Source organism: Dactylosporangium sp. CA-139114, assembly GCF_050955725.1.
Lineage (GTDB): Bacteria > Actinomycetota > Actinomycetes > Mycobacteriales > Micromonosporaceae > Dactylosporangium.
This window is the reverse complement of record NZ_CP192080.1, coordinates 7,485,221-7,499,562: the sequence shown is the minus strand read 5'-3', so window position 1 is coordinate 7,499,562 and position 14,342 is coordinate 7,485,221. Positions and strand designations below refer to the sequence as shown.

Here is a 14,342-nt window from a genome sequence, read left to right as displayed (position 1 = left end):
CGGTTGCTGTACTTCGGTGCTGTATACCGGCGGTTTCTTGGAGGTACGCCGGACAGTGGACATGGAGTGTCGGCATTTGCCGGTGCCGCGATCTGCAAAACCGGGTGACTGCCAAGTCCGACATCATCGGTTGGATCGCCGCCGGTCGGCTGCGGCACGACCGCATGACCCCGGTCACCTGGTGCACGCCGGCGGCGCAATCGTTTCTGACGGTGCGTAAGACCAGCGCCGGCACCTGGGAGGGCAGCCCTTACGTCGCCGATGAATGGATCACCGAGGTCTACGTCCGGACAGGCGAAGGCTGGCGCTGCGCACTGAGCCAGAAGACGCCGGTCCGCTCCGAGGGATAGTCGAAACTGGACGATCCATAAAGATCTTTGCCGCGCGCAGTGAGCACGCCCCGGTGCCGGTGAGATCGAGTGAGACGAGTGTCCAGGCCGGTCAGCGGCCCCCGATGATCTCCATTTGGCGAGTTCATCGGGGGCTTGATGATGCAAGAGCTGGTTGGCGGAGACGGACGGGAATCGAACCCGCCTGGCCCGGATTCCGGACCACACCAGTTTTGAAGACTGGGAGGGGCACCAGCCGCCCGCACGCCTCCGTCGCCCACTGTAGCCGTCCGAGCGGCACCACGCCTCAGAGACGCGTGAGCCACGGATGTCCCGGATGCACGCGGGACAGCAGCTCGGCCAAGGCCCCGCGCTGGGCCGGGGTCATGTGCGGGACGGTCTCGTCGAAGTCCGACTGGTCCTTGGGGCGGGCGTGTTTGGCCTTGAAGAGCAGGACCAGCTCGGGCCTGAGGTACGGGATGCCGTCCCGGGTGTGCAGGACGATGTCACGGTACGGCAGCCGGATCTTCTCGTCGCGTCGGCAGATCCACGTGTCGTCGTCGTGCGGCTCGCGGAACACGTCGAGCAGGTAGTTGCCGGTGGCCGGGTCGCGCAGCCAGGTCTGGTGCGTCGCCGCCAGCACGTCCGGTGTGGCGTTCTGCCAGATTCGGCCGCTGGACACCGCGTCGAAGACGTATCCGGCGAAGCGGTCGCGGACCTCGGGGAAGCCGGCGGCGGGGATCGCGATCTCGATATCCCCGTGCTCGCGTGTCTGCCTGCCGAGGAACAGGTCCAGCGCCCAGCCCGCGGCCACGCACCAGGGCGTGACGGTGCCGGCCAGGTGGTGCGCGACCTCGGCCGGGGTCCAGCACGAGGACCACCTGGCGGGCAAGGCGTCGATCTCGGCCGCTGACAACTGGATGCCACCGGCGGGCGGTTGGTCGTACACCTGCAAATGATGGCATATATCGATCAGCCAGGTAGCATTTTGCATTGCGGCGCGGCTGGCTGTCCATGCCTTGGCTTATGGTTCGAATGTCGCTCATGGCGATTGGTGAACATTCACCTATATCGCGCTGTGTCCGGAAGTGCCGGTAAATCACCGGGCAGGCCTCTTGATCGATTTGCCCGTTGTTGCCCGAACCGCCGAAGGAAGTTTCCCCGTTAGGCGGAACTGTCGCGTTCCCGTCCATTGTGGACCCGCATTCGCGCAGCCTGGTGTGCCTGCGCCGAGCCGTGATAGGCCCTATGAGATCCACTTGGCGCCCCCCTGGAAGCAACACGCGCCCCCATCGAACAAGAGGAGAACCGATCGTGCGCAAATCTGGGTTGAACCCCAGGCGCTGGCGGGGCAGGACGCTAGCCGCGTTCGCTGCCGCCGCCGTCGTGGCGACGAGCGCGGTGACCGCCGCGCCTGCCGCCGCCGATCCCAAGCCGAACCCCGGAAAAGCCCATGACGTCGAGGGGCACGGCCCGCGTGACGTCGACAACCGCCGCGGCGGCAAGGCGCCGACCGCGAAGCAGCAGGCGGCCGCCGACCGGGTCGGTGCCGCGAAGGTCCGCTGGAACTCCCTTGGCGAGCCCGAGGCCGTCGGCCCGGACCAGGCCCTGGCCAGCGGCCTGACCGGCGACCCGGTCGCCGCGGCCCGCAAGTATCTGCTCGACAACCAGGAGCTGTACGCGCTCGACGCCCCGGCCGTCGACGCGATGCAGCCGGTCCTCGTCCAGGCGCTCGGCACCGGCACCGTCGTGCAGCTGCAGCAGCGCTTCGGCAACCTGCCGGCCGGTCACGACGGGCTCGTGTCGATCCTGCTCAACAAGGGCAACGTCGTCTGGGTCACGTCTTCGCTCTCGCGCGACACCACCGCGCCCGAGCCGGCGACGCTGTCGGCGTCCGACGCGGTCGCCGCAGCCCTGGCCGACGCCGGGCTCACGGCCGGTCAGATCGGCGCGCCCGACGTGATCGAGGTCGCCGTGCCCACCCCGGACGGCGGGCCCCGCGCCGCGTACCAGATCAGCCTGGTCTCGAACGACGCCGACAACCCCACCGCGTACTCGACCTTCGTCGACGCGCGGACCGGCGAGATCCTCATCCGTGAGGACATGGTCGACTTCGACTCCGACAACCCGACCTGGGCCGTCTTCCCGACGACCGCGCCGCAGACGGTCACGGCGGGCACCGACTCGCGCGTGACCTGGTGCTTCACGCCGGCGGTCAACTGTGTCAAGACCGTGCGGGACGCCGCCTCGGGCAAGGCCTGGGACGTCAACCAGCTCACCGGTCAGCCGACCTTCACCTCGTCGGGCAACTCGGCCAACAACCTGGTGTCGTGGGGCGGTGGCGTGGCGGCCTTCCCGGCGGCCGCCCGGACGGACCGCAACTACAACTACGCGTTCACCGACCAGTGGCACGAGTCCAAGTGCAACCCAGAGGTGTTCACCTCGGCGACGCGCAACGACGCGGACGCGGCGGTGTCGAACCTGTTCGGCATGCACAACGCGATGCACGACTTCAGCTACCGCCTGGGCTTCACCGAGGCCGCGTGGAACATGCAGGTCGTGAACACCCAGCCCGGCGGCCTGGGGAACGACCCGGAGCAGGGTCGCGCGCAGTCCGGCGCCCTGAGCGGCAGCCGGAACAACGCCAACCAGAGCACGGGCCGCGACGGTGCGACGTCGACGACCAACATGTACCTGTGGCAGCCGGTGGCCGGCTCGGCGTACCCGCCGTGCGTTGACGGCGACTACGACATGACCGTCATCGGGCACGAGTACACCCACGCGATCACCAACCGCATGATCGCCGGCCCGAACAGCGGCATCTCCGGCTCGCAGGGCGGCTCGATGGGCGAGGCGTGGAGTGACCTCGTCGCCGCCGAGTACCTGTTCGAGAACGGCCTGCGCGCCCCCGGCGACACCGAGTTCGTCACGGGCGCCTACGTCACGGGCAACGTGCACGAGGGCATCCGCGACTACGACGCCAGCAAGAGCCCGCTGAACTACTCGGACTTCGGCTTCGACCTGGTCGGCCCCGAGGTCCACGCCGACGGCGAGATCTGGGTCGCCACGAACCTGCGCGTGCGGAAGGAGTTCGTCAGCCGCTACGGCCTCGGCACCCCCGAGCTGCAGCAGAAGTGCGCCGACGGCGCCGCCGACGTGGCGTCCTGCCCGGGCAACCGGCGCTGGATCCAGCTGATGTTCGACTCGTTCCTGCTGCAGGCGGCCAGTGGCGCCACCATGACCAGCATGCGCGACAACATGCTGGCCGCCGACCTGGTCCGCTTCAACGGGGCCAACCAGGACATCATCTGGAAGGGCTTCGCCGAGTCCGGCCTGGGTGAGGGTGCGACGGGCGCTCCGTCGGACACCGACCCGACGCCGAGCTTCCACTCGCCGTACGCCCAGAACGCGACCGTGACCCTGCGGCCGATGGCCGGTTCCGCCGGCGCGAACGTCACGCTGTACGTCGGCGACTACGAGGCCCGGGCGACCCCCGTGGCCGACACCGACCCGTCGACGCCGCTGCCGGAGACGTTCCAGATCCTGCCCAACACCGAGTTCCACTTCCTGGTCAACGGCAAGGGCTTCGGCAGCCAGAAGTTCACCGCTTCCTTCAAGCCCGGCAAGTCGCAGGACCTGAAGCTGAAGCTGCCGCAGAACGTGGCCTCCTCGGCGCTGGGCGCGGTGGCGACCGGTGACGGCGTCAACCTGTCCAAGATCAACGACGAGACCGAAGGCACCAACTGGGCGTCGGTCAACGGCGTGGCCGGCAAGCAGGTCACGATCGACCTGGCCGGCGACAAGCCGGTCAACATCCACTCGCTCAACGTCAGCGCCCTGCTGCGCCCGGCCCTGCGGGGCGACGTCGACGCCAGCACGCAGAACCAGAACCGGTTCAGCGCTCTGCGCTCGTTCGCGGTGCTCACCTGCGACGCCACGAAGGCCGACTGCAGCAAGGATGCGAATTTCAAGGAGGCGTACCGCAGCAATGACGACGCCTTCCCGGGTGGCGCCTGGCGTCCGGTGGCGCCGCAGCTGAACCTGCGCACCTTCGACATCCACCCGACGCTGGCCACGCACGTGCGTGTGGTCGTGCTGTCCAGCCAGTGCACCGGCAACCCGCTGTACGCCGGCGAGCAGGACAACGACCCGCGGGCGAACACGGACTGTGCTGCCAACAGCCAGTTCCGCGACGAGGTCCGCATCGCCGAGGTGCAGGTCTTCGGCTCCAGCGGCAAGATCACGCCGGAGCAGTAGGCAACACCGTTGCGGGCCCCGCCGGCACACGCCGGCGGGGCCCGCTCGTGTTGAGCCGTTTTCTGTCGTACCCCACGAGTAGGGTCCGGCCCATGAAGCACAACATCCGTCCCCGCACCGGTGCTCGCCGCTCGTCCGGCAGCGTGGCGGGGACACTCGGGGATAGGTTCGGCGCATGACGTATGCCGAGGTGAACGGGGTCTCGCTGTGGTACGAGGAGCACGGCTCGGGTGAGCCGCTCGTGCTGCTGCACGGCGGGTTCTGGACCATCGAGATGTTCGGGACGTTCCTGCCCGCCCTGGCGCAGCGACGGCGGGTCGTCGCCGTCGAGTTGCAGGGGCACGGGCACACACCCGCGACCGAACGGCCACTTCGGTACGAGACCTGCGCCGACGACGTCGCCGCGCTGATCTCGCATCTCGGACTCGGCCGCACCGACGTGCTCGGATACTCCCTCGGCGCCGGCACCGCGATCCGCATCGCGATACAGCACCCCGACGTCGTGCGGCGGCTGATCGCGATCTCGTCGCCGGTGCGGCGCTCGGGCTGGTTCCCCGAGGTGCTGGCCGGGATGGCGCAGCTCGGGCCGGAGGCGGCGGAGGGGATGAAGGCGTCGCCGTTGTACGCGGCCTATGCCCGGGTCGCGCCGCGGGTCGAGGACTGGCCGGTGCTCGGGACGCGGATCGGCGAACTGCTGCGGCGCGACTACGACTGGTCCCCGGAGGCGGCCCGGATTCAGGCGCGGACCATGCTCGTCTACGCCGACGCCGACTCGATTGCGCCCGCCCACGCGGCTGAGTTCTACGCGCTGCTCGGCGGCGGCCTGCGCGACGCGGACTGGGACGCCTCGAAGCGGGTCGCGTCGCGGCTGGCGATCATCCCGGGGCGCACGCACTACGACATCACGGAGGCGCCATCGCTGCCCGGCCTGGTGGAGGAGTTCCTGAGCGAACCGGACTGACGCCGCTGTGCGCGGGCGCGCTGGCCGTGGCGAGCCGGGCTGGTTGCCGGGTCTCTGGGGATCGGAGTGCGCCCTCGTTGTAGCGAGCCGGACTGGCGCCGTTGTGCGCGGGCGCGCTGGCCGTGGCGAGCCGGAGCGATCCCGGTCGCTGGGGATCGGAGTGCGTCGCTGTTCACGGCCGGCTTGACCGCGGGCTGCCCGGACGCGCGCGAGCCGGTCCTTGCCGCGCGAGGCCTGGCGCCTTTGCGCGGCGGAGCTGGCTGATCACCGGCACCGGCACCGGCGTCGACCGATGGCGCTGAGTTTGTCGCCGGCGGCGCTGGGCAGTCGCCGTCTGTACTGCGCCGACTGCCTGTTTGGCATGGCCGGGCGCGAGCCGGCCACTGCCACGCGCAGCCGGGCGGCTTCGCGTGGCAGGGCAGCACCGGTGTCGGCGTCGACGTCGCTGAGCCGCCGCCGTCTGCGCCGCGCCGTCTGCCAACTCGGCGTGGCAGAGCGCGAGCCCGTTGACGACGGCGAGCGGGGTGAGGGTCGCTGCGCCGATCGCCGGCGCGGCGCCGCCGTCGCCTGGCTCCACCGCCCCCGTTTGCCCTGCGTTGCGCCGCTGTCGCGACAGCGCTCCGCTGCGTCGGTCGCCAGGGCGGCGTCGCCGTCGTCTGGCTCCACGCGCCCGTTTGCGCTGCGTTGCGCCGGTGTCGCGACAGCACTCCGTTGCGCCGATCGTCAGCGCGGCGTCGCCGTCGTCTGGCTCCACGCGCCCGTTTTTGCGCCGCTGTCGCGACAGCACTTCGCTGCGTCGGTCGCCAGGGCGGTGCCGCCGTCGTCTGGCTCCACCGCCCCCGTTTGTGCTCCGTTGCGCCGCTGCCGCGACAGCGTGGCCTATCCGCTATCCTCGCGGAAGCGACGATCGGTGGGCGAATCGTGAGGCGAGGACCGGAGCCCTCACCGTGCGGGGGCCCTGCCGTGATCAGCCGTCGATGCGGTGGGTCGTCCAGAACGAGGACAGGCTCGTCGAGCCGGCCGCCGCCTGGGCTGCCGCCTTGAAGTCGGGCACCGTCGAGACGCCGTACCAGTGTGACTGCGCGTAATTGAACATCAGGTTGGTCATGGCCGTCGTGCCGAGGGTGCGGCGCAGGTCGTGCAGTGCGCACTTGCCGTATCCGTAGATGACGGTGGAGTAGCGGGACGAGTGCGCGTCCCAGTAGGCCATGGAGCTGGTCAGCCGTTCGCTCGAGGACTGCCACGTCACCGAGTTCCAGCAGTTGGTGCCGGTCTTGTTGAAGTACAGGTCCGTCGCGTAGTCGGTGAACGCCTCGTCGAGCCACGGTGTCGTGTATTCGTCGTCGCCCACGATGCCGTAGAACCACTGGTGCGCGAGCTCGTGCGCGAGGGCGTTGCTCGACACCACGTCGAGCACGAAGCCCGGGTACTCCATCCCGCCGAACCAGAAGTTGTTGTCCAGCACCACATCGGCCTCGCCGTACGGGTACGCCCCGAAGCGCTGCGAGTGCGCGTCGAGCGCGCCCATCGCCGTGCTGAGCATCGAACTGGCGCTGGAGGCGCTGATCGCGCTGGTGCGGTACACGTTCACGCGATATCCACCCGGGGACACGCCGGTGGTCTTCGTGAACGGACCCGCCGCCCAGGCGAAATCGCGCACGTTCGCCGCCGAAGCGTGCGTGATCGTGCGTCCGCTCGTGCCCGGCGTGTCCGTCGACGTGCCGGTCGCGGGCACCGAGATGGACGTCGGGTGATCGAGTGTGACGTCGAAGTCGCTGATGAGGCTGTAGAACGACTCGCCGTTGTTCGTGTACGGCGAGAGGTGCCAGCCGGCCCCGTCGCGCACCGCGAGCACCGGAAGCGCGTTGCCGATGAAGTTGTACGCCCCGTCGCGCCCGAATCGATCAGCCCCCGCGGGCACCACGATTGCGAGGTCGAACGCGATCGTCGCGGTCGCGTTCTGTGCGAGCGGGGTGGGCAGCGTGATCTTCAGAGCCGTACACCCGACGCTGAGCGAACCTGCAGAGCCTCCGGTCACGTTGGTCACGGTGATCGGCGTGTTGGACGGGCACGTGCCGTGGTAGTTGTCCCACAACCGCAGGTACACCTCGGGCAGTGTCGTTGGCGAGGTGTTCGTGAACGTGACGGACTCGTGACCGCTCCACGAGGCGCCGGTGGTGTCGCTCGTGAGCGTGACGGTGTAGTCGGCCAGGCCCGGGGTCCGGGTCGTGTCGACCGCGGCGAACGCGGCCGGGGCGGTGATCCCGACGGCGACGGCGGTGGCGGTGGTGACCGCGACGGTGAGCGCGGTCAGAAGCCGGATGGTCATGCGGCCAGCGTGGGAGCAGTGAGTGATGACTGTCAATATCTATGAACCTGAGTCGCAACCCTCTTGACGTCGTACCGTGCGGCAGGAGTAGCGTGCCGGTTGAGAGAGCGCTCTCTAGTCCCCGCCAGGATCCCAAGGAGAGCCATGCGCACTCGAACACACCGTCGCGCCCGGCGCTGGGCCGCGGGCGTCACCGCCGCCGCGGCGCTCGCCCTGGTCGCCGTCACCGCCGTGGCGCAGGCCGGCACGTCGAACAACGCCCAGCTCGCGGCCGCCGCCGCGCCCGCACCGCCGCCCGGCTTCACGCTGACGTGGAGCGACGAGTTCAACGGTGCCGCGGGCACCGGGGTGAACACGGGCACGTGGAAGTACGACACCGGTCCGGGCAGCAGTTTCGGCACCGGCGAGATCGAGACCATGACGAACAGCACCGCCAACGTCTTCCAGGACGGCAACGGGCACCTGGTGCTGCGGGCCCTGCATTCGGGCACGGATCCGCGGGCCGGCTGGACGTCCGGCCGCATCGAGACCCAGGCCGCGACGTTCGGCGCCGACGCCGGCGACGTGGTGCGCATGGAGTCCTCGATCCAGCAGCCGAATGTGACGACCGCGAACGGTGCCGGCTACTGGCCCGCGTTCTGGATGCTCGGATCGACACTGCGGACCGGCACTTCGTGGCCGACCAGCGGCGAAATCGACATCCTCGAAGACATCAACGGCCGCAGCTCCGTCTTCGGCACCCTGCACTGCGGCGTGAACCCCGGCGGCCCGTGCAACGAGTCGACGGGCCTCGGCAGCGGCGAGCGCGCGTGCGCCGGGTGCCAGACCGGCTACCACACGTACGCGGTGGAGATCGACCGGTCCAAGTCGCCGGAGGAGATCCGCTGGTACCTCGACGGCGCGAACTACTTCACGCTGCCGGCCACCCGCGTGGACGCCACGACGTGGAACAACGCCGTGCACCACCCGTTCTTCATCATCTACGACCTGGCCATGGGCGGCGGCTTCCCCGACGCCTTCGGTGGGGGCCCGAACGCGAGCACCGTCTCCGGTGCGCAGATGAACATCGACTGGGTGGCCGTCTACAACAAGAAGGGCGGCGGCACGACCAGCCCGCCCCCGACCGGCACCAACATCGCGCAGGGCAAGCCGACGACCGCCTCCTCGACCGAGAACGCCGGGACGCCCGCGTCCGCCGCGACTGACGGAAACGCCACTACTCGGTGGTCGAGTGCGTTCAGCGATCCGCAGTGGCTGCAGGTCGACCTCGGCCAGACGTACAACCTCACGAGCGTGAACCTGAACTGGGAGGCGGCGTACGCGAAGGCCTTCCAGATCCAGACCTCCAACGACGGCACGAACTGGACGTCGATCTACAGCACCACGACGGGTGCGGGTGGCAACCAGACGCTGAACGTCACTGGGTCGGGTCGATATGTGCGCGTGTACGGCACGCAGCGCGCGACCGCGTACGGGTACTCGCTGTACGAGTTCGGCCTGACCGGAACGCCCGGCGGCTCGACCGGCACGGTGATCTCCCAGGGCCGGCCGACCACCGCGTCGTCGACGGAGAACGCGGGCACGCCGGCGTCGGCCGCGACCGACGGTAACACCGGAACCCGCTGGTCGAGCGCGTTCAGTGACCCGCAGTGGCTGCAGGTGGACCTCGGGGCGACGCGGGCCGTCAGCAAGGTGAACCTGAACTGGGAGGCGGCGTACGCCAAGGCCTTCCAGATCCAGACCTCCAACGACGGCACGAACTGGACGTCGATCTACAGCACCACGACGGGCGCGGGTGGCAACCAGACGCTGAACGTCACTGGGTCGGGTCGCTATGTGCGCGTCTACGGTACGCAGCGCGCGACTGCCTACGGCTACTCGCTGTGGGAGTTCCAGGTCTTCGGCTGATTGCTGCTGACGGGGCTCCAGGATTCGCTCTGTCCTGGAGCCCCGCCAAGCACGCTGCGCGTCTCGCGCACTGCGCGTCTCGCGCACTGCGCGTTCGTGCAGTCCGCGATTCGTGCATTGCGCGTTTGCGCGGCGAGCGAGTCGTGCACTGAGCGTTCGTGCAGTGAACGTTCTTGCAGTGCGCGTTTGGGCGGCGAGCAGCTCGTGCGGTGTGCGTTTGGGCGGCGAGCGAGTCGTGCAATGAGCGTTCGTGCGGCGCGGATCGTCTGAGTGCGCGATCGCCCAAGTGCGCGTCCGTCCGAGTGCGCGTTCGTCAAAGTTCGCGGCCTGAAAGCGTCAGCGCGTGGAGACGGCGTCGACTCGCGCGGCCGCGCGGGGCGTGCGGAATGGGCGGCTGGAGTTGTGGCGCTGGTGGTGAGGCGAGGACCGTCAGACCGCTGCCGCCCACTCGGTGCGCAGCAGTCCGAAGATCGCGCAGTCGTGGAAGTGGCCGTCAGGTTCCAGGGAGTGCTGGCGCAGCGTTCCCTCGCGGGTGAAGCCCAGGGACGTCAGCAGCCGGACCGAGCGATCGTTGCCCGCGATGGTCTGGGCGTGCACACGTCGCAGCCGCATCGTGGTGAAGCCGTGGCGCAGGATCGCTCGCGCCGCCTCGGTGGCGTAGCCGCGGCCCCAGTGTTCCTTCGCGAGGTCGTACCCGAGCTCGGCTCGCCGGTGGGCGGGCTGCCAGCTGTGCAGTCCCATGAGGCCGATCACCCGGCCGCCGAGTTCCAGGGCCCAGTGCCGGCGTAGGTCCGCGGCGGACTCGGCCAGCAGGTATTCGACGAATGCCTCGGTCTCCGCGAGTGTGCGCATCGGGTCGTCGTTGAAGCGCTGGACCTCTGGGTCGCCGCGGAACACGTGCACGTCTGCGGCGTCGGTGACGGCCGGCTCGCGCAGGACGAGCCGGGCCGTGCGGATCGGCGGCAGGGCCACGAACCGCACCCTATCGGGGACGTGGCCGCCCCCGTCGCGGGCCTCCCGTCCGGCGCGCAGATCGGGAGAAGAGCGCGCAGATCGAGAGGAGAGCGCGCAGATCGGGAGAAGAGGGAGCAGATCGGGAGAAGAGCGCGCAGATCGCTAAGAGAACGCGCAGATCGAGAGAAAGCACGCAGATCGAGAGGAGAACGCGCGGATCGAGAGAAGAGCGCGCAGATCGACAACCCCGACGCGCGACTCGGGCACGGCACGCCCCCAAGGGCCTGACGAAGCTCGACGACAGGCGGTGTGAACCCGGGCCCGCGAGCGCACGGTCAAAGAGAGCACAATCATCAGCGTGCGAATCGGGCTGCTAGGACCCCTCGAGGTCGCCGACGGGGACGGGGTGCCCCTCGAAGTCGGCGGGTCGCGGCTGCGTGTGCTCGTCACGCTCCTCGCGCTCGAGCCCGGCCGCGTCGTCACCGCCGCGCGGCTCACCGACGGGGTGTGGGGTGAGCATCCGCCCGCCGGCGCCGGCAACGCGCTGCAGTCGCTCGTCTCGCGGCTGCGCCGGGTGCTGCCCGACGGTGTGCTGCAGGCGCGCCCGACCGGTTATCTGCTCGACATCGACGCGCAGGACGTCGACCACCTGCGGTTCGAGGCGCTCGTCGGGCGGGCCCGGGCCGCGGGCGACCCCGGCGCGGCCGTCGCGCTGTTCCGGCGGGCCGAGGGGCTGTGGCGCGGGCCGGCGCTCGCCGACGCCGGGGAGGCCGCGTTCGCCCGGCCGTGGCGGGCCCGCCTCGACGAGCTGCGCCTGGCCGCGATCGAGGACCGTATCGAGGCTGAGCTCGCCATTGAAGACGGGATCGAGGCCGAGGTCGGTATCGGGGACCGTATCGAGGCCGAGCTCGCCATGAAAGACCGTACCGACGTCGAGGTCGGTATCGGCAAGCGGCTCGTCGCCGAGCTCGAGGCGCTCGTCGCCGCGCATCCGCTGCGGGAACGGCTCGTCGCGCTGCTGATGCGCGCGCTCGCCGCGGCCGGGCGCGGGGCCGAGGCGCTGGCGGTGTTCGAGCGGTGCCGGGACCGGCTCGCCGAGGAGCTGGGCGCTGATCCGTCGGCGGGGCTGATGGCGGTACACCTGCGGGTCCTGCGTGGTGAACAGCAGCGGCCCGCCGAGGGTAACCTGCGCGCGGCGCTCACGAGCTTCGTCGGGCGCGACGCGGACCTGGCCGCGGTGCGCCGGCTCGTCACCGGCGGGCGGCTCGTCACGCTCGTCGGGCCCGGGGGTGCCGGCAAGACGCGGCTGTCCGTCGAGACCGGGCGGGCGCTGGCCGGGCAGATCCCGGACGGCGTCTGGCTCGTCGAGCTCGCGCCGCTCACCGACCCCGGCGACGTGATCCAGGCCGTCTGGGGCGCGCTCGGCCTGCGGGACCCGGCCGGCAAGCCCGCCGCGCCCGGCCGCCGGCTCGACACCGACGACGCGCCCCGGCGCCTGGCCACCGCTCTGGCCCACCGGCGCCTGCTGCTGATCCTCGACAACTGCGAGCACGTCGTCGCGGCCGCGGCCGAGCTCGCCGAGCGGCTGCTGGGGGAGTGCCCGCACCTGCGGGTGCTGGCCACGAGCCGGGAGCCGCTCGGCATCACCGGCGAGGTGCTCTTCGGGGTGGAGCCGCTCGCGGAGGACTCGGCGGCGCGGCTGTTCGCGGACCGGGCCGCGGCCGTGCGGCCGGGGCTGGCGGGGCCGGCGGGGCTCGCGCAGGACCCCGGCGCCGTCGCCCGGATCTGCCGTGCGCTGGACGGGATGCCGCTGGCGATCGAGCTCGCCGCGGCCCGCTGCCGCTCGCTCACCCCGGCGCACATCGCCGATCGGCTCGACGACCGGTTCCGGCTGCTCAGCCGGGGCAGCCGCACCGCCCGGCCCCGCCATCAGACCCTGCGCGCGGTCGTGGACTGGAGCTGGGACCTGCTGGCCGAGCCCGAGCGCGCGATGCTGCGCCGGCTGGCGATCTTCCCCGGCGGGGCGACCGTCGCCGCCGCGGCCGCCGTCTGCGATCCCGGCGGGCGCCTGGGCGACCCGGACGAGCTGCTGACCACCCTGGTGGAGAAGTCGCTGCTGGTGGTCGGCGACGATCTGCGGTACCGCATGCTCGAAACGATCCGCGCATATGGCCTGGAACGCCTGGACGACGCCGGCGAGACGGACGAGGTGCGCCGCCGCCACGGCGCCTGGTTCCTGGCCCTGGCCCAGCGGCTCGAGCCCGCGCTGCGGGGCACCGGCCAGCTGGAGGCCCTCGCCGAGCTCGGCGCCGAGCACGACAACCTGCACGGGGCGCTGCGGCGGGCGATCGCGGCCGGGGACAGCGATCTCGCCGTCCGGCTCGTCGCCGTGGCCGGCTGGTACTGGTGGCTCGGCGGCCACCGGGTCGAGGGCGCGGCCCTGGCCTCGGCCGCGCTGTCGCTGCCGGGCCCGTCCGACCCCGACGCCCGGGCGATGGCCTGCGGGGTGGCCGCGGTCAACGGGTTCGACGGGCTCGGCGACACCGAGATGCTCGACGGCTGGTTCTCGGAGGCGGTGCGGTACGAGGGCGAACACCCGCTGTTCCGGCTCTTCCAGGCGGTCGCGGGCCTGTATCGGCAGGGCCCGGTCGGGGTCGTGCTCGAGCGCATCGCGGCGCTGTCCGGCGACCCCGACCCCTGGATCGCCGGGCTCGGCCGCCTGCTCGTCGGGCACACGCTGCTCAACACCGGCGCCCGCGCGGCCGAGTCACGCGCCGCGTTCGAGTCGTCGCTGGAGGCGTTCCAGGGCATCGGCGAGCGCTGGGGCATGTCGTTCGCGCTCGCCGCGCTCGCCGAGGCCAAGGCCCACGAGGGCCGCCACCGCGAGGCGATCGCGCACTACGAGGAGGCGCTGACCTACCTGCGGCTGCTCGGCTCGACCGAGGACCGGCCGGTCACCGAGGTGCGATTGGCGCAGTTGTACTACCTCAGCGGCGACGACTCGCGCGCGGACGCGGTCCTCGCCGAGGCCGAGTGGACCGCCCGGCGCTCGGGGGTGCCCGACAGCATCGCCTTCGTCGAGTACGCCTACGCCCACCGGGACCTGCGCACGGGCCGGTTCGACGCGGCCCGCGACCGCTTCGCCCGCGCCCTCGACCTCGTCGGCGACCACCGGGTCTCGCCGCAGATGCTCGCCCTGCTGCACTCCGGCCGCGCGGTGCTGCTGGCCCGCGACGGCGAGCACGCCGCGGCGGGCGCCGCGCTCCGGTTCGCCGTCGAACAGGGCCGTGCCGCGTTCGACGCGTACGCGGTCGCCAACGCGGTCGACGACGCCGCCGAGGCCGCGCTGCTGGGCGGGGACGCGGCGCGCGCGGTGACGCTGCTGGCCGCGGCGCGGGCGGTCCGCGGCACGCACGACGCCACCCGGCCGTGGACCGCGGACGTGGACGCGCGGGCCCGCGCCGCGCTCGGTGCCGAGGCCGTGCCCGGGGCGGTCGAGCGGGGCCGCGCCGCGACGCTCGGCAATGTCCTGGACTACTTCCCCGCGAGTAAATGCGTTGAGCGGTCCCCGGCTCCCGAGGCAGGCTGAAGGCACCGCAGCCAG

8 protein-coding genes and 1 tRNA gene are annotated in these 14,342 nt (G+C 71.1%); 5 read left to right on the top strand and 4 right to left on the bottom strand.

Translation table 11 applies throughout. The features are described 5' to 3' along the window. Positions 1–104 precede the first annotated feature (104 nt). The gene (locus ACQP2P_RS33325) at positions 105–350 is read left to right on the top strand and encodes a hypothetical protein (RefSeq protein WP_433607633.1); all 246 of its coding nucleotides are present in this window, start codon (positions 105–107) and stop codon (positions 348–350) included. A 155-nt stretch (positions 351–505) separates the two neighbouring features. Here the strand turns inward: ACQP2P_RS33325 and ACQP2P_RS33320 are convergent. Both ACQP2P_RS33320 and ACQP2P_RS33315 read right to left on the bottom strand, forming a co-directional pair. After that, positions 506–601 (bottom strand) — tRNA-Sec (locus tag ACQP2P_RS33320). Between the two features lie 35 nt (positions 602–636). Next, the gene (locus ACQP2P_RS33315) at positions 637–1,278 is read right to left on the bottom strand and encodes a nucleotidyltransferase domain-containing protein (RefSeq protein ID WP_433607631.1); all 642 of its coding nucleotides are present in this window, start codon (positions 1,276–1,278) and stop codon (positions 637–639) included. 452 nt (positions 1,279–1,730) lie between these two features. Here ACQP2P_RS33315 and ACQP2P_RS33310 point away from each other — a divergent pair, with 452 nt between their 5' ends. Then, positions 1,731–4,586 carry a M36 family metallopeptidase gene (locus ACQP2P_RS33310; RefSeq protein ID WP_433607629.1) on the top strand — a complete coding sequence of 952 codons (2,856 nt, stop codon included), beginning with the start codon at positions 1,731–1,733 and terminating at the stop codon, positions 4,584–4,586. 175 nt (positions 4,587–4,761) lie between these two features. Continuing rightward, entirely contained in the window at positions 4,762–5,547 is a 786-nt protein-coding gene (locus ACQP2P_RS33305; RefSeq protein ID WP_433607627.1) for an alpha/beta fold hydrolase, read from the top strand. Between the two features lie 967 nt (positions 5,548–6,514). Here ACQP2P_RS33305 and ACQP2P_RS33300 read toward each other — a convergent pair. Then, positions 6,515–7,876, bottom strand: coding sequence for a M1 family metallopeptidase (locus ACQP2P_RS33300; RefSeq protein ID WP_433607625.1), 1,362 nt, complete (start codon positions 7,874–7,876; stop codon positions 6,515–6,517). 144 nt (positions 7,877–8,020) lie between these two features. Between ACQP2P_RS33300 and ACQP2P_RS33295 the strand changes: the two genes are divergently transcribed. Then, positions 8,021–9,784, top strand: a complete 1,764-nt coding sequence (locus tag ACQP2P_RS33295) for a discoidin domain-containing protein (RefSeq protein ID WP_433607623.1) — start codon at positions 8,021–8,023, stop codon at positions 9,782–9,784. A 429-nt stretch (positions 9,785–10,213) separates the two neighbouring features. Here the strand turns inward: ACQP2P_RS33295 and ACQP2P_RS33290 are convergent, their stop codons facing one another. Beyond that, positions 10,214–10,756, bottom strand: a complete 543-nt coding sequence (locus ACQP2P_RS33290) for a GNAT family N-acetyltransferase (RefSeq protein ID WP_433607621.1) — start codon at positions 10,754–10,756, stop codon at positions 10,214–10,216. Positions 10,757–11,096: 340 nt separating this feature from the next. Between ACQP2P_RS33290 and ACQP2P_RS33285 the strand changes: the two genes are divergently transcribed. Next, positions 11,097–14,327 carry a BTAD domain-containing putative transcriptional regulator gene (locus ACQP2P_RS33285; RefSeq protein ID WP_433607619.1) on the top strand — a complete coding sequence of 1,077 codons (3,231 nt, stop codon included), beginning with the start codon at positions 11,097–11,099 and terminating at the stop codon, positions 14,325–14,327. The last annotated feature ends 15 nt before the right edge of the window (positions 14,328–14,342 follow it).